18 protein-coding genes are annotated in these 18,747 nt (G+C 41.9%); 5 read left to right on the top strand and 13 right to left on the bottom strand.

Annotated features, from left to right (window positions below; translation table 11 throughout):
* The first annotated feature begins 173 nt into the window (after window positions 1-173).
* Window positions 174-1,448 carry a double-cubane-cluster-containing anaerobic reductase gene (locus tag G593_RS0104185; protein ID WP_029730884.1) on the top strand — a complete coding sequence of 425 codons (1,275 nt, stop codon included), beginning with the start codon at window positions 174-176 and terminating at the stop codon, window positions 1,446-1,448.
* Window positions 1,448-1,726, top strand: a complete 279-nt coding sequence (locus G593_RS0104180; RefSeq protein ID WP_005335984.1) for a DUF3343 domain-containing protein — start codon at window positions 1,448-1,450, stop codon at window positions 1,724-1,726. Before G593_RS0104185 ends, G593_RS0104180 begins: the two co-directional genes overlap by 1 nt.
* A 118-nt stretch (window positions 1,727-1,844) precedes the next feature.
* On the opposite strand, the gene G593_RS0104175 is transcribed toward G593_RS0104180, so the two are convergent.
* The 7 genes from G593_RS0104175 to G593_RS0104145 form a co-directional block, all read right to left on the bottom strand.
* The gene (locus G593_RS0104175; protein ID WP_022279236.1) at window positions 1,845-3,827 is read right to left on the bottom strand and encodes a sodium-translocating pyrophosphatase; all 1,983 of its coding nucleotides are present in this window, start codon (window positions 3,825-3,827) and stop codon (window positions 1,845-1,847) included.
* A 127-nt stretch (window positions 3,828-3,954) separates the two neighbouring features.
* On the bottom strand, window positions 3,955-4,755 hold the full coding sequence (gene truA / locus G593_RS0104170) for a tRNA pseudouridine(38-40) synthase TruA (RefSeq protein ID WP_029730883.1): 801 nt from the start codon (window positions 4,753-4,755) through the stop codon (window positions 3,955-3,957).
* A gap of 16 nt (window positions 4,756-4,771) precedes the next feature.
* Window positions 4,772-5,596, bottom strand: a complete 825-nt coding sequence (locus G593_RS0104165; RefSeq protein ID WP_029730882.1) for an energy-coupling factor transporter transmembrane component T family protein — start codon at window positions 5,594-5,596, stop codon at window positions 4,772-4,774.
* A 46-nt stretch (window positions 5,597-5,642) separates the two neighbouring features.
* Window positions 5,643-6,494 (bottom strand): energy-coupling factor transporter ATPase, encoded by an 852-nt coding sequence (locus tag G593_RS0104160; RefSeq protein ID WP_029730881.1) that lies wholly within the window; start codon window positions 6,492-6,494, stop codon window positions 5,643-5,645.
* Complete coding sequence (locus tag G593_RS0104155) at window positions 6,479-7,330, bottom strand: energy-coupling factor transporter ATPase (protein WP_005335990.1); 852 nt, start codon at window positions 7,328-7,330, stop codon at window positions 6,479-6,481. The genes G593_RS0104160 and G593_RS0104155 overlap by 16 nt, the downstream gene beginning before the upstream one ends.
* Window positions 7,331-7,372: 42 nt before the next feature.
* Window positions 7,373-7,891 carry a peptidylprolyl isomerase gene (locus tag G593_RS0104150; RefSeq protein ID WP_005335991.1) on the bottom strand — a complete coding sequence of 173 codons (519 nt, stop codon included), beginning with the start codon at window positions 7,889-7,891 and terminating at the stop codon, window positions 7,373-7,375.
* Between the two features lie 217 nt (window positions 7,892-8,108).
* Window positions 8,109-8,735 (bottom strand): hypothetical protein, encoded by a 627-nt coding sequence (locus G593_RS0104145; protein WP_029730879.1) that lies wholly within the window; start codon window positions 8,733-8,735, stop codon window positions 8,109-8,111.
* A 320-nt stretch (window positions 8,736-9,055) separates the two neighbouring features.
* Between G593_RS0104145 and proC the strand changes: the two genes are divergently transcribed.
* A complete protein-coding gene (proC, locus tag G593_RS0104140) occupies window positions 9,056-9,850 on the top strand; it encodes a pyrroline-5-carboxylate reductase (protein ID WP_029730878.1) in 795 nt (264 codons plus the stop codon).
* Between the two features lie 281 nt (window positions 9,851-10,131).
* Here proC and G593_RS0104135 read toward each other — a convergent pair whose 3' ends face one another.
* Window positions 10,132-10,689, bottom strand: a complete 558-nt coding sequence (locus G593_RS0104135) for an HD domain-containing protein (RefSeq protein ID WP_029730877.1) — start codon at window positions 10,687-10,689, stop codon at window positions 10,132-10,134.
* A 239-nt stretch (window positions 10,690-10,928) separates the two neighbouring features.
* Here G593_RS0104135 and G593_RS0104130 point away from each other — a divergent pair, with 239 nt between their 5' ends.
* On the top strand, window positions 10,929-11,666 hold the full coding sequence (locus G593_RS0104130; protein ID WP_029730876.1) for an SDR family NAD(P)-dependent oxidoreductase: 738 nt from the start codon (window positions 10,929-10,931) through the stop codon (window positions 11,664-11,666).
* Window positions 11,667-11,734: 68 nt separating this feature from the next.
* On the opposite strand, the gene G593_RS0104125 is transcribed toward G593_RS0104130, so the two are convergent.
* Together G593_RS0104125 and putP are read right to left on the bottom strand one after the other, a co-directional pair.
* Window positions 11,735-12,535 (bottom strand): SDR family NAD(P)-dependent oxidoreductase, encoded by an 801-nt coding sequence (locus tag G593_RS0104125; RefSeq protein WP_029730874.1) that lies wholly within the window; start codon window positions 12,533-12,535, stop codon window positions 11,735-11,737.
* A 330-nt stretch (window positions 12,536-12,865) separates the two neighbouring features.
* A complete protein-coding gene (gene putP / locus G593_RS0104120) occupies window positions 12,866-14,410 on the bottom strand; it encodes a sodium/proline symporter PutP (protein ID WP_029730873.1) in 1,545 nt (514 codons plus the stop codon).
* Window positions 14,411-14,722: 312 nt separating this feature from the next.
* Between putP and G593_RS0104115 the strand changes: the two genes are divergently transcribed.
* On the top strand, window positions 14,723-15,304 hold the full coding sequence (locus G593_RS0104115; protein ID WP_029730872.1) for a 50S ribosomal protein L25: 582 nt from the start codon (window positions 14,723-14,725) through the stop codon (window positions 15,302-15,304).
* A gap of 357 nt (window positions 15,305-15,661) precedes the next feature.
* Here G593_RS0104115 and glmS read toward each other — a convergent pair whose 3' ends face one another.
* From glmS to G593_RS19275, 3 genes are all read right to left on the bottom strand, one after another.
* A complete protein-coding gene (gene glmS / locus G593_RS0104110) occupies window positions 15,662-17,500 on the bottom strand; it encodes a glutamine--fructose-6-phosphate transaminase (isomerizing) (RefSeq protein ID WP_029730871.1) in 1,839 nt (612 codons plus the stop codon).
* Between the two features lie 269 nt (window positions 17,501-17,769).
* On the bottom strand, window positions 17,770-18,432 hold the full coding sequence (locus G593_RS0104105) for a Wadjet anti-phage system protein JetD domain-containing protein (protein WP_242827028.1): 663 nt from the start codon (window positions 18,430-18,432) through the stop codon (window positions 17,770-17,772).
* Window positions 18,432-18,644 carry a sugar transferase gene (locus G593_RS19275; protein WP_330360794.1) on the bottom strand — a complete coding sequence of 71 codons (213 nt, stop codon included), beginning with the start codon at window positions 18,642-18,644 and terminating at the stop codon, window positions 18,432-18,434. Before G593_RS19275 ends, G593_RS0104105 begins: the two co-directional genes overlap by 1 nt.
* Window positions 18,645-18,747: the final 103 nt, after the last annotated feature.

Below are 18,747 nucleotides of genomic sequence, written 5' to 3'. Positions count from 1 at the left end.
TAACCTATTTATTTTTTCTATAAGAGTTCATCATTTATAGTTATTTTGCACAATCTTGCGTATGCATTGACTAACCTATTCGTTATTTCTTACAATAATCACATAGGATTAATCGCAATGAATGTTTGATTCTAACAATCAAAGAGTCAATGTCAAAGAGGAGGAATAATAACATGGCTGATTATGTAAAAATGTGGGAAGACCTTGGAATGGATATCAATAATCACGACAATCTCTGTCAGGTTCTTCCAACAGCAGTTGGGGATGTATTTATGACACAGGAGAACCGACCGAAAGCAATGGATTTCTGGGATATGGTCATTGCTGAGGTACATGGTATCCGCCCGGCTGAATTAATTGAGGAGCAGAAAAAAGGACGCAAAGTATTCGGAACATTTTGCGTATATGTACCAGATGAAGTTGTCATCGCTGCTAATGGTATTGTGACCGGACTCTGTGGTGGTTCCCAGTTCTGGGTTCCGGACGGAGAAAAAGTCCTGCCGAAAAATATGTGCCCGCTTGTAAAAGCTTCTGTTGGTGCAAGACTTGGACGTACCTGCCCATTCTTCCGTATTGCAGACATGTATGTCGGGGAAACTACATGCGATGGCAAAAAGAAAGCTTATGAAATTCTTGGGAAAGACGTTCCGATGCATATTATGGATGTTCCTCAGATGAAACGCGAAAAAGATATTGTAAAATGGAAAGATGAAATTGCTGATTTTGCAAAAGTTGTAGAAGATTTCACTGGTAACAAAGTAACACCGGAAAAGCTTGCTGAGGCAATCAAGATCTGTAACGAAAAACGAAAAGCAATGCAGAGAGTTTATGATTGCAGAAAGTCAAAATGTCTGCCAATCTCCGGACGTGATGCTCTGCTTATGACTCAGATTTCCTTCTTTGATGATCCGGTACGTTGTGCTCAGATGTGTAACCGCCTGGCTGACGAACTGGAGCAGCGCATCAAAGATGGTGTATCTGTCGTTCCGGAAGGAACAAAACGTATCCTGATCACAGGAACACCTCTTGCAGTTCCAAACTGGAAATTACACAACATCATTGAGACAAGCGGCGCTGCTGTTGTCTGTGAAGAGATGTGTACCGGAACAAGATACTTCGAAAACCTTGTGGATGAATCTGGCGAGACACTGGACGAGCAGTTCATGAATCTGTCCAGACGTTACATGAAGACAAACTGTGCTTGCTTTACACCGAACACCGGACGTATCGATGACATTCTCCGCATGGTAGATGAATACCAGGTAGATGGAGTCATCGACTGCAGCCTCATATTCTGCTGCCTGTATGATACAGAGAAACGCGCAGTTGCTGAAGCATTAAAAGAAAAGAACATTCCGGTTCTCTCTCTGGAAACAGATTACACCGATACAGATGCTGAACAGCTCCGTACAAGAATCGGTGCATTTGTGGAGATGTTAAGCAAATAATGGAAGATAAAAACGAACATATCCGCTATTACATACTCTTTGATAATCACACCCAGGGGATGATGCTCCACGAACTTCTGTGCGATCACGATATCCCGAATCGTATCGCACCGGCCCCTCGGGCGACAGATGGCAAAGCCGCCTGCGGAATGGCGCTTCTGATACATCCTGATGATATTGAAGCTGCCAGAACATGCATCGAAGAGAACAACGCAGAATATGTCAGCATCGTTCCATTAGAGAACCAACTTCATAAAAAGAGAGACCGATATTGTTAATTGGGGACACCCTTAATCAATAATGGGGCCGTAGTATTTTATTGAAATACTATGGCCCCAATTGCGTAAAAAACGAGACATTTTTCAATGCCTCGTTTCTTTAATCTCATAATATGTATTACAGTAATCCACCAATTGATAAGAATAATGGTGCGAATACGAGAGATACTACTGTCATAAGTTTGATCAGGATGTTGATTGACGGTCCTGAAGTATCCTTGAACGGATCTCCTACTGTATCACCAACAACGGCTGCTTTGTGAGCCTCGCTTCCTTTTCCACCGTGATGTCCTGTCTCGATGTACTTCTTAGCGTTATCCCATGCTCCACCTGCGTTGGACATGAAGATTGCCATAAGAACTCCTGTTACAAGAGCTCCTGCAAGAAGTCCGCCAAGAGCCTCAACGCCAAGAACGATACCTACAACCAATGGAGCTGCTACTGCCATAACTCCTGGAAGAAGCATCTCGTGAAGAGCTGCTGTTGTAGAAATTCCTACACATGACTTGTAGTCCGGTTTCTCCTCACCTTTCATGATGCCCGGTTTCTCACGGAACTGACGTCTAACTTCCTCGATCATCTTGTAAGCTGCTTTAGATACTGACTCCATTGTAAATGCAGAGAACAGGAATGTAAGCATACCACCGATGAAGATACCGATGATTACTTTGTAATCAAGGATACTGATGGAATCAAGTTTAACTGCCTGTGCGTATGATACAAACAGTGCAAGTGCTGTAAGAGCTGCAGATCCGATAGCGAATCCTTTACCCATAGCTGCTGTTGTGTTACCAACAGAGTCAAGTTTGTCTGTGATGTCACGAACTGACTCCTCAAGACCAGACATCTCTGCAATACCACCGGCATTGTCAGCAATCGGTCCATAAGCATCAACTGCAACAGTGATACCTGTTGTTGAAAGCATACCTACGGCTGCAAGAGCAATTCCGTAAAGTCCAAATGTCTGATATGAAATAAAGATAGCTACACAGATCAGAAGAAGCGGGATAGCTGTTGATTTCATACCAACTGCAAGTCCACTGATGATTGTTGTAGCTGCACCTGTCTCAGACTGCTCTCCGATTCCCTGAACCGGTTTGTAATCTGCAGATGTGTAGTACTCTGTAATATTACCAATGATAACGCCGACAACCAGACCAGCGATTACTGCGATTGCTGCGTTCATGTTTCCAAATAATGTCCAGCTAAGTGCCAGAGATACGATGATAACTAATGCTGCAGATACATAGCTTCCTCTTGTAAGAGCTTTCTGCGGGTTAGAGTTCTCATCACCTTTTACAAAGAATGTAGCAATGATAGAAGCGATCAGTCCACATCCGGAAATAGCCAGTGGGAATAATACTCCTTCTACAGCTGCCACACCAACACCAAGTGTCAGAGCAGATACTAATGATCCAACATATGACTCGAACAGGTCAGCACCCATTCCTGCTACGTCACCTACGTTATCTCCAACGTTGTCAGCGATAACTGCCGGGTTACGCGGGTCATCCTCTGGAATACCAGCCTCAACTTTACCTACAAGGTCAGCTCCAACGTCAGCTGCCTTTGTATAGATTCCTCCACCTACACGTGCGAAAAGCGCGATAGATGAAGCACCAAGACTGAATCCAAATAATACGTCTGTGTTCTTAGTAAAAATGTAAACAAGGCTGACACCAAGCGCACCAAGTCCTGCTACACACATTCCCATAACTGCTCCGCCTGAGAATGCAATTGAAAGAGCTTTGTTCATTCCGTGCTCTTTTGCAGCGTTAGCTGTTCTAACGTTAGCTTTTGTAGCAACTGTCATTCCGCAGTATCCTGCGATTGTTGAGAACAGCGCTCCAACTACGAAACAAATAGCTTCAATCCAGTTTTGAATTCCTACTCCGATCAGTACGAAAAGTACTACAACGAAGATAACAAGAATCTTGTACTCTGCACCTAAGAATGCACGAGCACCTTCAGCGATTGCATCTGCAATCTCTTTCATTCTGTCAGTTCCAGCGTCCATTTTGCTTACTTTATTTGCAAGGTATGCAGCAAATAACAAAGCTACTACAGCCGCAACCGGAACCAGATACATGTAATTGTCCATTGTCCAATCCCTCCATAGAATTATATATCCTAGATAGTTTATCACAGAGTTCTTAATAATTCAAAGAAAAAATACAAATTTCTTATTTTTTTCTTACGTTTTTCTTATATTCTTCTGTTGAAAGCGTTTACAGTGGATAATCTATTGATACAAGCACCAGTCCATTCGGCGGTGCTGTTATTCCCTCGGAAGTATGTTCCTTCGCCTCCAGAATATCTCTGATCTTTTCTGGTTCATAGAATCCACGCCCCACACGGATCAACGTTCCGGCAATGATACGAACCATATTATATAGGAAGCCGTTTCCCGTTACACGAATAACGATTTCTTTTTCATTTTCTAAATTTGAATTTTCCCATCCCCAATTCGAAGCCCGGAACTTATCCATCGGAATCTCTTTAATTGTTATTTCATGCACTGTACGCACAGTATCTTTCGCATTAGTCCGTACATTGCAGAAGCTTGCAAAATCATGCTCCCCTAAAATGTATTTCGCACCTTGTCTCATCTTTTCCACATCTAAATCGAAAGAAACGAAGGTGCTGTACCGGTTTTTCAGCGGATTTCTCACCTTCGCGTTATAAATGTGATATTCATATGTTTTGGATATCTCGTTCTGATATCTCGGATGCCAATCTATCTGCACTTCGTCAGATCTTACGATCACAATATCTTCCGGCATCTTCTGATTCAGTGCATATGCGAACCGGTCTCCCGGAATCCGGGATTCTGTATCAAAAACGGCTACATTTCCAAGTGCATGTACTCCGGAATCTGTCCGGCTTGCACCTATGATCCGGATATCTTCTCCGGTCAGTTTACTGATCTGTCTATTTAGGATTTCTTCTATTGTAATACCGTTCGGCTGAATCTGCCAGCCACAGTAATTGGTACCGTCATAGGCAACTACTATCCGAATTCTTCTCACTCTTCAAAACCTCCTGTTAAAAAATCCAGATATGAAACGGTACATATCTTCCAATCACGAATACTGCTGCCACATAAAGAATCACAATTGCATAGGCCACACGGTCACGGCTCACATAACGAAGTGGTTTCATCTTCGTACGTCCTTCTCCTCCGTGGTAGCATCTTGCCTCCATCGCCATGGCAAGGTCATTTGCATGGCGGAACGCAGATACAAAAAGCGGTACAAGGATTGGAATCATAGCTTTTGCTCTTTGAAGCATATTTCCACTTTCAAAATCTGCACCTCTGGCAATCTGTGCCTTCATAATCTTGTCCGTCTCCTCCAGAAGAATCGGGATAAAGCGAAGTGCTATAGACATTGTCATAGCGATCTCGTGAACCGGAATATGAATTTTGTTCAACGGTCCAAGCAGCTTCTCAATAGCATCTGTCAGCTCATTCGGCGTCGTTGTAAATGTCATTAATGATGATCCAATAATCAGATAAATCAATCGGATCGCCATATACACCGCATTTACCAGTCCTTCTTCTGTGATTGTAAAGATCCACCAGTGAACTAATGTGTCACCGCCTCTTGTCAGGAACAACTGAAATAATACCGTCAACATCAAAATCATGATAATCGGCTTCAGACCTTTCACAATATAACCAAACGGTACTTTTGACAAACGTACTACCATCACAAGAAATGCGGTCGCAATGATGTATCCTGGAATACTCCGAAACAGGAATAATGAAATCAAGAATAAAAGTGTGGATACAACCTTCACTCTTGGATCCAGTCTGTGCAATATACTTTTTGCCGGATAATATTGTCCTATTGTAATGTCTCGAATCATTTTTTATATCTCCAATATCTATTTACAAGCCTTTTATCTTTTTTTGCTATTGTCTTCCTAATGCATGCATAATCTCATCTGCTGCCTCTTCTACAGTTGTAGCAGTCACACCTACCGGGAATCCTTTCATTTTCAGATCATGCATAATGTATGTCACCTGCGGTGCTGCAAGTCCGACCTTCTCCAGTTCCTGATAATGTGCGAACACGTTTTTCGGGGTATCGTTATACATCACTTCACCACTGTTCATCACAATCAACCGATCCGCATATCTGGCGATATCCTCCATACTATGGGAAACCAGAATAACCGTCAGATCCGATTCCTTGTGCAGATATGCAATCTGATCCAGAATCTCGTCGCGCCCCTTCGGATCTAATCCCGCAGTCGGCTCGTCCAGTACAAGCACCTTCGGACGCATGGCCAGTACCCCGGCAATTGCAACTCTTCGCTTCTGCCCTCCTGAGAGTTCAAATGGTGATGATTTATAATATTTTTCTTTTAATCCTACAAGCTTCAATGCCTCCAGCGCCCGTGCCTCACACTCTTGCTGTGACAATCCCTGATTCTTCGGTCCAAAACACACATCCGTCAGCACATCTATTTCAAATAACTGATGCTCCGGATATTGAAACACAAGTCCCACCTGGCTTCTGAGTGCCCGCATATCGTACCCATCCTGGTAAATGTTCTCTCCATTATAATAGATGGCTCCGCTTGTTCCTTTGATCAGTCCATTCAGATGCTGGATCAGCGTAGACTTTCCGGAACCTGTATGTCCGATGATCCCCACAAATTCTCCATGTGGAATCTCCAGGCAAATGTCTTTTAACGCATGTTTTTCGTAGGCTGTGCCTTCACTGTATACATAATTCAAATGTTCTATTTTAATTGACATAATGCCTCCACCAGTTCTTCCTTCGTCAAAATTCCATCCGGAATGTCAAGTCCTCGTTTCTTAAGCTCGTCCGCAAGAATCGTCACCTGCGGAACATCTAATCTGTAGTGCTTCAATGTATCGACCTGAGAGAAGATTTCTTTCGGTGTTCCTTCCATCACTACATGCCCGTGATCCATAACATAAATCTTGTCTGCATCGACCACTTCTTCCATATAATGTGTGATCAGTATAACCGTAACTTTCTTCTGCTCTCTTAACTTCTGCACTGTTTTTAAAACTTCTTTTCTCCCCATCGGGTCCAGCATAGCTGTCGGCTCATCAAGAACGATGCATTTCGGCTCCATAGCGATGACCCCGGCAATTGCTACACGCTGCTTCTGTCCACCGGAAAGCTTATTTGGTGAATGATGCCGGTAAGAAATCATTCCAACAGATTTCAAACTGTCTTCTACACGTTTCCAGATTTCGTCGGTTGGTACGCCCAGATTCTCCGGGCCAAATCCAACATCTTCCTCCACGACCGTTCCGATAATCTGATTGTCTGGATTCTGAAAAACCATGCCCGCACTCTGTCTTACATTCCACAGCTCGTTCGGATCTTTTGTGTCACGTCCGTCTACCCACATCGTTCCATCCGTTGGCACAAGAAGCGCATTTATATGTTTTGCAAATGTGGACTTTCCTGAACCGTTATGACCAAGAATTGCAATAAACTGCCCTTCTTTCACATCGATATCCACCTCATCGATTGCCCGGGACTTGCCGATAATATTGCCATCTTCATCCCGTTTGTCATATTCAAATACCAGCTTGTCTGTCTGTATCATATCCATGGGCTTTTTGTGCCTCCTCTAATTTAACTGTTTACTTTTATCTTAAACTCTCTCCGGAGCCGGGTATTCTACTCCCATTGTGTCTACCGTAACTTTTTTCATCTTCTGCTCTTCCAGTGGTCTGTCACTGTAATCGGTTGCTGTCTCAGCAATTTTATTTACAATATCCATTCCTTCTGTAATCTTACCAAATGCAGCGTAAGCTCCGTCCAGATGCGGGGAATTCTTGTGCATAATGAAGAACTGGGAACCTGCTGAATCCGGATGCATTGCTCTTGCCATAGAAAGAACACCCTCTGTGTGTCTTAAATCATTTGCAAAACCATTCTGTGAGAACTCGCCTTTGATCGTGTATCCCGGACCGCCCATGCCTGTTCCATCCGGGCATCCGCCCTGGATCATGAATCCACGAATCACTCTGTGGAAGATGAGTCCGTCATAGAATCCGTTCTGAACCAGTGAAATAAAGTTGTTCACTGTGTTCGGAGCAATTTCCGGATATAATTCTGCTTTCATAATGTCACCGTTTTCCATTTCAAATGTTACGATTGGATTTGCCATGTTGTATACCTCTTTCTTCTATATTTTTATTTTAATTTTTCTCAGATTGTTGGAAATTACCCGAAAAGCGAATCGAAATTTGCAGTCATTCTGTTCCCGGTAATTTTCGAAAATCCTGAGTAATATTGTAGCGTAGGTTAGGTGTATCGTCAATATTTCCTGATACTGATATATATATTCTATATCTGAAATCTGGATGGTCAAACACGTTGCCTAATTAATTGTAGTGTGGTGTAAGGCGTATGAGGCCTCCTTTTTCTTCGCAGCCGGTGTTCCAGAAGTCTTCGAGTTCGAAGGTGTCGCTTTCCCCATAAGTTGCTGTTTTGATGTACATTTTTCCATCTTTTTCTTCGTATCCGGTGAGCAGGAACCAATGCCAGATATAGTCTTTGTAGGCTTCGTTCTGATGGCGCAAAAGCAGGTACGGTACAGGAATGTCCTGATCTAGTTGTTCTTTAATAAATATAGCTGCTTCCTGCCATGTATGATCACCACAGAATTCTTCCATCCCGATGTAAATATCCGTGTGTTTCGCTTCATTCACATCTTGAATATATCGTTCAAGACCTTCCACGAACCAGCTAAGCTTCCGTACACCGCCAGCACGTGGTTTGAGGTAAGGTTTCATGATCTGGCTGAATGCCTTATAATCTTCTTTTGTAAGGCATTCTATATTGAATGGATAAAGCGGCTTCATCTTTTCATTCTGAAGTCCGAAATAAATGCAACTGTCGCATGCGGTCGCTGCAGCACAGCCACCCATATGCATAATCAGATTCGTGAACCAGTCCTGATTGCCTCCGTAGCACCCTTCTATTGTAAAATAATCCAGTTCTTTTTTCATATTCAGTCACTTCCTAACCAAATTTCTATATATTTTCACTTAATTTCAAAAATGCAAATGCAAAAATTATTTCTTGTATATTATATCCAACTCTGTCACTTCCTACAAGAGCGAGTCTTACAATGTCATCCCTGCCAAAACGCGCAAGAGCGATTCCTTTAACTTCGGATTGACTTCATTTTTCCAGAATGCTATTATTTTCCTAAGATGCCTGGAAAATGATTACCAAACGAATCTTAGCAATACGGCTAAACTACACATTTTCCACCCGGAAATGAACGAACATGGGCAAGGCAAATAATAAGAAAGAAGGAATCACTATGAAATTAGGTTTTATCGGCACTGGAAATATGGCGTCTGCTATTATGGGCGGTATTATAAAGAATCAGATCATCCCTGCAAATGATATTATCGGAGCAGATGTCATGGAAGCTGGACGCGAGCGTGTAAAAGAGCAGTTCAAAATTCAGGTAACTGCTGACAACCATGAAGTCATCAATCGTTCTGATATTGTCATTTTATCTGTAAAGCCGCAGTTCTATGCAGAGATAATTGCCGAAATCAAAAATGATGTTCGTGAAGATCAGATCATTATCACAATCGCACCAGGCAAAACTTTGGCGTGGTTAAAGGAACAGTTTGGTAAAAATGTAAAAATTGTCCGTACAATGCCAAATACTCCGGCGCTTGTGGGAGCAGGTATGACTGCCGCATGCCCGAATGAATATATGACAAAAGAAGAGATTGCTTATGTCCTCACACTTCTGGAGAGTTTCGGACGCGTTGAGATCATTCCAGAGCGCCTGATGGACACCGTCGTTTCTGTTAGCGGAAGCTCCCCGGCTTATATATTTATGTTTATCGAAGCTATGGCTGATGCAGCCGTTTCCGGTGGTATGCCAAGAGCTCAGGCTTACCAGTTCGCTGCCCAGGCAGTTCTTGGAAGCGCGAAAATGGTTCTGGAAACCGGAAAGCATCCAGGTGAGTTAAAAGATATGGTATGTTCCCCGGCAGGAACAACTATTGAAGCTGTCCGTGTCCTGGAAGAAAAAGGCTTCCGCAGCTCCGTAATCGAAGCCATGAAAACTTGCGAAGAACTTTCCAGGAGCATGTAAAAAATTTCTTATAAATTTTTAGGCTAAAAATTACGGTTAAAAATTTTCTTATAAAAAATTTTTTATTTTGTAAAAATGTCTTGATATTATCATAATTTTGCAATATAATTTAATCAAATTTTTATTGTATTATTAATTTTACCCAACCCAAATTTTAAGTGCGAACAGCACTTAATCAAACGTTGTGGTCGCCCGGTTCCTCAATTAACTTGGCAACAACAAAAAGGAGACGCTTCAGATTCTATTATAAATCTGAAGCGTCTCCTTTTTACACAGCTATATCAGATGTGAGATGACTCATCTATCCCAAAATTCTTATCTACCAGATAACTGTACTCGCGAAATGCTTCTTCCTGCTCAAATCCTTCGCGCAGAGATTCCCGCAATCCTTTGTAATACCAGCCAATCGTGTTCTTTTCTTTCATTCGGAAACGATTCCACAACTCTTCTCCCATGACCGGATAATCCCTGTCGATATCACGGATATTAGAAAGCTTGTCTGCCAGACCAATCATACGCACCTCATACGGTGCATATTTTAAATGCTCAATCGTATGACTCTTGCGCTCAAACCATGTTTTTGACTTGTCTTCGCTCTCCTGATCCACCAGCGCTGCCACACGCTCAGAAAACTCCTGCGCCAGTACTTCCCGTGTAATTCCCTGGCAATCCTCGATTGTATCATGCAAAAGCGCTGCACTAATAATCTCCTCATCAAAAGTCAGTGTTGCGACAATCTCACCCACCTCCAATGGATGAACAATATACGGTCTTTTCGTCCCTTTTCGGAACTGCCCCTCATGTGCCTTTGTAGCAAATGCAATCGCACGAGCGACCATCTGCCCTTTCTTTTCTAATTCGTTCAAAATTTTATCCCCATATTCGCTGCCAGTCAACCGTCTTATTGATAAGTTCTATATTACAAGCGTGCTTATCAACTATTATTTAAATAATAGCATCTCGTTCTTCAAATATCAATAATTCCAGTATATAATAAATATAAATATGTATTTATAAGATGATGTTGTGGATTTTTGCCTCAACTGTAATGCATAAAAACATTTTCCTGGAGGTCATTATGTCTGAATATACACAAAAATATGCATTTGTTACCGGCTCTTCCCGTGGCATCGGACGTGCAATCGCCCTTCGACTCGCGGCTGAGGGCTATCATATCTTCCTGAACTGTTCCCGCTCTTTTGACGCACTGGAAGAAACCAGACAAGAAATTGAAAAGATTGGCACATGTACACTGGTGCCAGGTGACATTGGAAATCCTGATACTGTACAGAAAATCTTCCATACGATCGCTGAGACCTGTGACCATCTGGATGTACTGGTAAACAATGCCGGGATTTCCCACATCGGGCTTCTCATGGATATGACTGATGAAGACTGGGACAAGGTGCTTTCCAGTAATCTCTCCTCCGTCTTCTACTGCTGCCGCGCTGCCATTCCTCCTATGCTGTCACACGGAAGCGGAAGGATCATCAACATTTCCTCCATGTGGGGCGTAAACGGTGCATCCTGTGAAGCGGCTTACTCTGCTTCCAAAGCCGGTGTCGGCGGGCTCACCCAGGCACTTGCCAAAGAACTGGCAAGAAGTAAAATTCCAGTCAATGCTCTTGCATGTGGTGTCATCGATACCGAAATGAATAAACAATTAGACGAAGCAGAGCGGGCAGAACTTGCGGAAGATATCCCTGCCGGACGCTTCGCCACCCCTGAAGAAGTTGCTGAAATGGTGTGGAAACTAATCTGCGCGCCAGAATATCTCACCGGACAGATCGTCACATTTGACGGGGGATACTTATAAAGAAAAAAGATGCACGACTGCAGAATTTTTTTCTGCGATCATGCATCTTTTTATTGATAAATTCTTATTTATGGTCTCTGACCCATTCCACCTTCCAGTGTCAGTGTCTCACCACTCATATATTTGAAGTCAGGAGATGCAAGCTGTACACACACTCTTCCGATCTCTTTCTCTGCGTCTGCATAGTGACCTGCCGGCGGCATCTTTACATTTGCCTTAAATGCGTCCGGATAAGCCTGCTCGAATTTTTCAAGCTGTGCAGTCCATGCAAGCGGGCATACGATGTTGACATTGATTCCGTCCGGTCCCCACTCAGTTGCTGCAACTCTTGTCAGTCCACGGATTCCTTCTTTTGCCGCTGCATATGCACACTGACCATAATTACCGAAAAGTCCCGCACCGGAAGCAAAGTTGATAACGCTTCCTTTTGTCTCTTTCAAGTATGGGTAGCATGCCTGCATATAATAAAATACTGCATACAATCCTGAATACATTGCCAGATTGAACTGTTCCTGCGTATGATCTGCCAGTGTAACTCCGGATGCAGAAGCCTGTGCATTGTTGATCAGCACATCGATTCGCCCAAATGTATCGATTGCCTGTTTCACAACATTGTCAACAACTGCTTTATTGTCTGCGCCTGCAGATACGTCTGCCTGTACCGGAAGTACTTTTATTCCGTACAGTCTCTCTAATTCTTCTTTTGCATCTGTCAGTTTCTGCACATTACGTCCTGTAATAACAAGATTTGCCCCTTCTTTTGCATATGCAGTTGCGATTCCATATCCGATAGATCCACATCTGCCATCACTTAACACCGTGCGTCCCGCTCCTGTGATGATCGCTGTCTTACCTGTTAAAAATCCCATATTTCCTTCTCCTTTCAGTAAGCCTTTTCTTGTATAACGTACCATATCACATTTTTACACTCAATTCAATATTACTTTACTATTTTTCGCAATTTTCTATAAATAATACGATTGATAGTTAAAAAACAAACTTTTTTCATCAAATTGAGTCAATATTATATCAAATATAGATGATTTAACACTTCCTGCTATGTAACTAAAAAAGGTCCACCGGACCTTTTTGTCGTATGCTTGGCAACGAAAAAGGCGCCATACAGCCAATGTCATGAAGTTAACATTAGCCATATAGCGACCTTATATTTACATTTCTTATTATTTACACTTCTATTCTTACATATCTTTTTCTTCGTATTTTTTATATTCATCAAACTGCGCAAGAATTGTCTCGTCCGGTGCTTTTGTAACCATACTGACGATTACGATAAAGCACAGGCTGATAACAAATCCGACTAACAAAGAATAAATTCCTGTTGCATTTCCGATTGTCTGTCCATTTACAATTGGAAGATAATCCCAGATCAGCACAGTCGCTGCTCCGGACACCAGTCCTGCCACAGCTCCCGGAAGATTCGTTCTGCGCCAGAAGAGGCTCATAACGACAAGCGGACCAAATGCTGCTCCAAGTCCTGCCCATGCATCAGATACCAGGTCCATGATAGAACTGTTCGGATCCCATGCAATGAAAAATGCTACTACAGCTACGCCAAATGTTGTCAGACGTGCTACGTTTAATACCTTCTTATCAGAAGCTTCCGGATTCAGAATGTTCTGGTAAATGTCTTTAGATACGGAAGAAGAACATACCAGAAGCTGTGAATCTGCAGTTGACATTACAGCTGCCAGAATTCCACAGATAAATAATCCTGCAATAAATGGAATCGGAGTCTTTTCGATGAAAATCTTCTGGATCATCTCAATAAATACTGACTCTGCTGACGGTGCTCCCTCTGTTACTCCGAGAATCTCCGGATAGAGAAAAGCACGTCCGAGCAGTCCGATCGCAATCGTAAATCCAAGGGAAAGTACAACCCACACAATTGCAATTGCCGAAGATTTCTTCAGTTCTTTCTCACTGCGGATTGCCATAAAACGAATCAGGATATGTGGCATACCACAATATCCAAGTCCCCATGCCATATTAGAAATAATCTCTACCGCTGTGATCGGATGATCTCCATTATATGTAAAGCTTAAGTAATTGTCCGGATTCACTCCTGTATTTGCAAGCATGTTATGAAAATCACCACCTACAAATCCCCATGTCAGCACCGGTACTGCAAGAATTGCAATCAACATCAGTAATCCCTGGAAGAAATCTGTAGAACACACTGCAAGAAATCCTCCCATAAATGTGTAGATCAGAATAACTGCAGCACCCAGAAATAAAGCTATATGGTAATCCAATCCAAATACAGTGTTAAAAAGCTTACCTCCGCTTGCCAGCGCGGAAGCTGTATATACCAGAAAGAATATGACGATAATAACTGAAGAAATACCAAGTAAAATCTTCTTTTCATCGTGATAACGGTTTCCGAAAAATTCCGGAAGTGTCATAGAATTTCCCGCTACAATTGTATATGCACGAAGTGGTCTTGCGATAATAAGCCAGTTAGCAATCGTTCCAAGTCCAAGTCCTACGGCGATCCATGCCTGCCCGGTTCCAAGTGCATACACAGAGCCCGGAAGTCCCATCAGCAACCAGCCGCTCATGTCAGATGCCTGTGCAGACATCGCAGCTACCGGAGCGGAAAGTCCTCGTCCTCCGAGGAAGAAATCGTCTGCCCCCTTCGTCTGTCTCATGCTCCAGATTCCAATTCCGATCATTCCCAAAAGATAGACGCCAAATGCAATTAATATAGATACTGTTGTTGTCATGTTCTCTCTCCTTTTCTATAATCAAAGAACGCTCTCACTTTCGAGAGCATTGTATTAATTATACTAAAAAATGAATATTTGTCAATATATGCTTTCTTGCCCGTTAACGTCACCTGGTAACGACCTGGTAACATTATTCATCTGTTTCATCCGTTATACATGAAACATCAGGTCTTAGTGCTTTGTCTATTTTGCACAATCTTTTTCTCTGTTTTTATATTTTTTTGGTTAATCATAATATTGCGCGGGTGCTATACTACAGTTGTAACAGATAGAACTCATAAAATTATTCAGACTTGGAGGAAAAGATAAATGAATACTTTAAAAGCTGAAAAAAGAACACTTGCCGTAAAAGCAAAAAAATTAAGAAGAGAGGGCTATGTTACCGGTAACGTATTCGGCAAAGAGATGAAAGAGTCCATTCCAGTAAAAATGGATGCTGCCGCAGTTGACCGCCTGCTTAAGACGAGCAATAAAGGAAGCCAGATCATGTTGGATATTGACGGCGAATCCCACAATGTATTAATCAAAGAGGTTGATTATAACCCATTAAAAGGCAGAGTAGATGAGATGGATTTCCAGGCTCTTGTCAAAGATGAAGTTGTACATTCTGTTGCAGAGATTGTTCTTGTAAACCATGACAAACTTGAATCTGGTGTATTGCAGCAACAGTTAGAGGAAGTTTCTTATAAAGCACTTCCATCTGCACTTGTTGACAAAGTTGAAATTGATGTAGCAGAACTCCGTATCGGCGATACGATTAAAGTAAAAGATCTGTCACTTGCACAGGATAAAGATGTCCACCTGGTTACAGATCCTGAGACAACTGTTGTTACTGTAACTGAATCACATATTGCAGTTGCTGATGACGAAGACAGTGAAGAGGCTGAGTAATCCCAGTATTGGATTATTTTCAAATTGAACATTTTGTATCTGAACAGATATCATAATTGAAATTTGTCAGACACTCATAAAAAATGAAGGCTCCTTAAATGGGAGGCTTCATTTTTTATAAAGAGGACATAGCATTTTAATTCAAGTCGAACATCCGTGAGACTTGGCGCATGATTCTGGTCAGCAAAGCTGACATATTCCTATCAGAATCACTGCGCATCCTCGCGGAGCATTTATCTCAGTCGGAGATCGGACTCCCACTGAGACAAATTTGCTACTACTCACCACCTGAAGGTGGGAGTCTTCTCGACTGAGATAAACACTATGTCCTCAATTAACATTCTTATTCTATTATTCTTATTCCACTGTTACACTCTTTGCAAGGTTTCTCGGCTTATCTACGTCTAATCCCTTTGCCACGCTCACATAATATCCCATCAACTGTAATGGAATAACTGCAAGTGATGTTGCAAAATGTGGATCTGTCTTTGGAATATAAACAGTGAAATCTGCTGTATCCTCAATATTGTAATGACCAAATGTAGTCAATCCCATAAGGTACGCTCCACGGCTCTTACATTCTACCATATTGCTGACTGTCTTCTCATAGAGATCTGGCTGTGTCAGCACTCCGATTACCAGTGTTCCATCTTCAATCAGAGAAATGGTTCCGTGTTTCAATTCTCCTGCTGCATATGCCTCAGAATGGATATAACTGATTTCTTTCATCTTCAGGCTGCCTTCCAGACTGATTGCATAATCAATTCCTCTTCCTACGAAAAATGCGTCTTTTGCATTAGCCTGTTTTGCTGCGAACCACTGGATTCTCTCTTTATCTGCAATAATCTTATTGATCTTATCCGGAATTGTCTGCAGCTCTTCAATATATCCTGTATACTGTTCTTCCGTAATCTGTCCACGAACCTTTGCAAACTGAATTGCAAGTGCATAAGTTGCGATCAACTGTGTGCTGTAAGCTTTTGTTGTAGCTACAGAAATCTCCGGTCCTGCCAGTGTATAGAATACGTTGTCTGCTTCTCTTGCGATAGAAGATCCGATCACATTTACAATACCAAGTGTCTTAATTCCCATCTCCTTAGATTCGCGGAGTGCTGCAAGGCTGTCTGCAGTCTCTCCGGACTGGCTGATGATAATGACCAGACCTTTTGGATCTAAGATTGGATTACGATAACGGAATTCGCTTGCCAGTTCCACACGTACCGGAATTCTTGCCAGGTCTTCGATGACATACTGTGCTGCCATACCTACGTGATAAGCAGATCCGCATGCTACGATATAAATCTGGCTGATCTCTTTCATCTCCTCTTCGGATAATCCTACTTCCGATAAATCAATCGCTCCATTTTTCAGGACAGAATTCAAAGTGTCAGAAACTGCTTTTGGCTGCTCATGGATCTCTTTCATCATGAAATGCTCGAATCCAGCCTTTTCAGCTGCTTCTGCATCCCACTCGACCGTCTTCAACTCTTTCTGAATCTCGTCTCCGTCCAGATTGTAAAATGTAATCTCTCCTTTTCTTACGCGGGCCATCTCAAGATTTCCGATGTAATACACATTTCTTGTATATTTCAGAATAGCCGGAACATCAGATGCGATGTAAGAATTCTCACCATCTACACCAAGTATCATCGGGCTGTCTTTTCTTGCCACATAAATCTCTCCCGGATAATCCTTAAACATCATTGCCAGTGCATAAGAACCACGAATACGGATCAATGCATGATTGATTGCATCAACCGGTGTACCAAGATATTTCTTATAATAATAGTCAACTAATTTTACAGCAACTTCTGTATCTGTTGCTGAGTAAAAAGAATAACCTTTACGGATCAGCTTATCTTTCAGTTCCTGATAGTTCTCTATAATACCATTGTGAACTGCTACAACATTGCCATCATCACTGATGTGCGGATGTGCATTTGTCTCAGATGGCTCTCCATGAGTCGCCCATCTTGTATGTCCGATACCACATGTTCCAGGTACAGATTCTCCGCCATTCGTCTTCTCAGACAGAACTTTCAGACGGCCTTTTGCTTTAATTACTTCTGTCTCTTTCTCTCCATCTCTTACTGCGATTCCTGCCGAATCATATCCTCGGTACTCCAACTTAGAAAGACCATCCAACAGAATTGGTGCTGCCTGCATATCACCTGTAAATCCTACAATCCCACACATACTATAACTCCTTTCACTGCGTCTCTTGTATATGTACACTTCAAGACTCCCTCGTGAGCCCCGATACGAAATCCAGTATCTAAAAAAGCTTTTTTGCGACCAGATTCCTCTTATTTGTCATTATATAGTCAATTCTACAATCCGTGTAAGTATACCATAGAAGCTGCGCTGGCGCAAGAGATGAAGCTGATTCAAATCTATCTTTGTAATTGAATTTGCTTTGCCAGAGTGTATATAATATGATGACTGTCGATGAGATCGAGACATTTTTATACTAACATCTCCTGCTCGATTTCCATCTTATTTTCCAATATACACTGTTTCAGTACTTCTAATTTACCGGCATTCAATGCTTCTAACTTTTTCTGCTTTTTGCTGCATAGCTTAATCCCTTTTTCCTTTTCCAACGCTGCCTTATAAGAGGGAACGTCCATCTTCCATGGAATCAGATTTGGAAAAATATTCTTTTCATTATACAAAAAAATCTGTATTCCACCGTAATCCATATCTCCCCAATGATAACACTGGATTTCTTCCGGTGCTGTCTTCATTAACATTTGCAAAAAGCGAACTTCCTTTGGCGAAAAGTAGCCATGACAAAAGATATATAGAACTTTTGGATCATATTCCATGCTTTCATAATTCGCTTTATTCTCAATCACAATGATTTTTTCAACACTATTTCGTAAGTTTGGTACGGCATGCTCTAATGTCTGTGCATTAAGTACCGTTCCATAATAATTCAAGGAAGTGTCGATTTTCTTCTCTATCGCTGTGCCATTTCGATCTGTCATGCAATACTCCACGGCACCTTTCCATTCTAATGTCTGGGAATAACTTAATATTCCATGTGCTGCCAGTATCTCATCATCTGACATGCCTTCTTCATATTGCGGAGAGTATTTCAAAGCTTCGATGGTTAATAATATCATTAAAACTCTAGTGACACTTTTTGAATATACTTCAAATCCCAATCTAATTTATCTTCCCATTTAATCGCATTTCTTCCATTTACTTGTGCTAATCCACTTAATCCGGGTTTCGCAGTATGACGCATACGTTGTTCATTAGTCATAAAAACCATATCTCTAACGAGTTGCGGACGAGGTCCACAAACTGAAAGAGTTCCTCCTGATGTAAAGATAGAAACAACTTTTTTTCAGAGAAAATTTTTCATCACCACACCATGCAATCACCCTCAAAAACAGCACAAAAAAAGAACCTCTGATCTCTCAGAAGTCCCTATT

The organism is Dorea sp. AGR2135, from assembly GCF_000420885.1.
Classification (GTDB): domain Bacteria; phylum Bacillota; class Clostridia; order Lachnospirales; family Lachnospiraceae; genus Dorea; species Dorea formicigenerans.
The sequence above is the reverse complement of the archived record's forward strand: the minus strand, read 5'-3'. Positions and strand labels throughout refer to the sequence as shown.

Excerpts from the sequence above, each read along its gene's own strand:
- G593_RS0104185 (WP_029730884.1), top strand. The coding sequence starts at position 174 with ATGGCTGATTATGTAAAAATGTGGGAAGACCTTGGAATGGATATCAAT.
- G593_RS0104180 (WP_005335984.1), top strand. The coding sequence starts at position 1,448 with ATGGAAGATAAAAACGAACATATCCGCTATTACATACTCTTTGATAAT.
- G593_RS0104175 (WP_022279236.1), bottom strand. The coding sequence starts at position 3,827 with ATGGACAATTACATGTATCTGGTTCCGGTTGCGGCTGTAGTAGCTTTG.
- G593_RS0104165 (WP_029730882.1), bottom strand. The coding sequence starts at position 5,596 with ATGATTCGAGACATTACAATAGGACAATATTATCCGGCAAAAAGTATA.
- G593_RS0104160 (WP_029730881.1), bottom strand. The coding sequence starts at position 6,494 with ATGTCAATTAAAATAGAACATTTGAATTATGTATACAGTGAAGGCACA.
- G593_RS0104155 (WP_005335990.1), bottom strand. The coding sequence starts at position 7,330 with ATGGATATGATACAGACAGACAAGCTGGTATTTGAATATGACAAACGG.
- G593_RS0104150 (WP_005335991.1), bottom strand. The coding sequence starts at position 7,891 with ATGGCAAATCCAATCGTAACATTTGAAATGGAAAACGGTGACATTATG.
- G593_RS0104145 (WP_029730879.1), bottom strand. The coding sequence starts at position 8,735 with ATGAAAAAAGAACTGGATTATTTTACAATAGAAGGGTGCTACGGAGGC.
- proC (WP_029730878.1), top strand. The coding sequence starts at position 9,056 with ATGAAATTAGGTTTTATCGGCACTGGAAATATGGCGTCTGCTATTATG.
- G593_RS0104135 (WP_029730877.1), bottom strand. The coding sequence starts at position 10,689 with ATGGTCGCTCGTGCGATTGCATTTGCTACAAAGGCACATGAGGGGCAG.
- G593_RS0104130 (WP_029730876.1), top strand. The coding sequence starts at position 10,929 with ATGTCTGAATATACACAAAAATATGCATTTGTTACCGGCTCTTCCCGT.
- G593_RS0104125 (WP_029730874.1), bottom strand. The coding sequence starts at position 12,535 with ATGGGATTTTTAACAGGTAAGACAGCGATCATCACAGGAGCGGGACGC.
- putP (WP_029730873.1), bottom strand. The coding sequence starts at position 14,410 with ATGACAACAACAGTATCTATATTAATTGCATTTGGCGTCTATCTTTTG.
- G593_RS0104115 (WP_029730872.1), top strand. The coding sequence starts at position 14,723 with ATGAATACTTTAAAAGCTGAAAAAAGAACACTTGCCGTAAAAGCAAAA.
- glmS (WP_029730871.1), bottom strand. The coding sequence starts at position 17,500 with ATGTGTGGGATTGTAGGATTTACAGGTGATATGCAGGCAGCACCAATT.
- G593_RS0104105 (WP_242827028.1), bottom strand. The coding sequence starts at position 18,432 with ATGATATTATTAACCATCGAAGCTTTGAAATACTCTCCGCAATATGAA.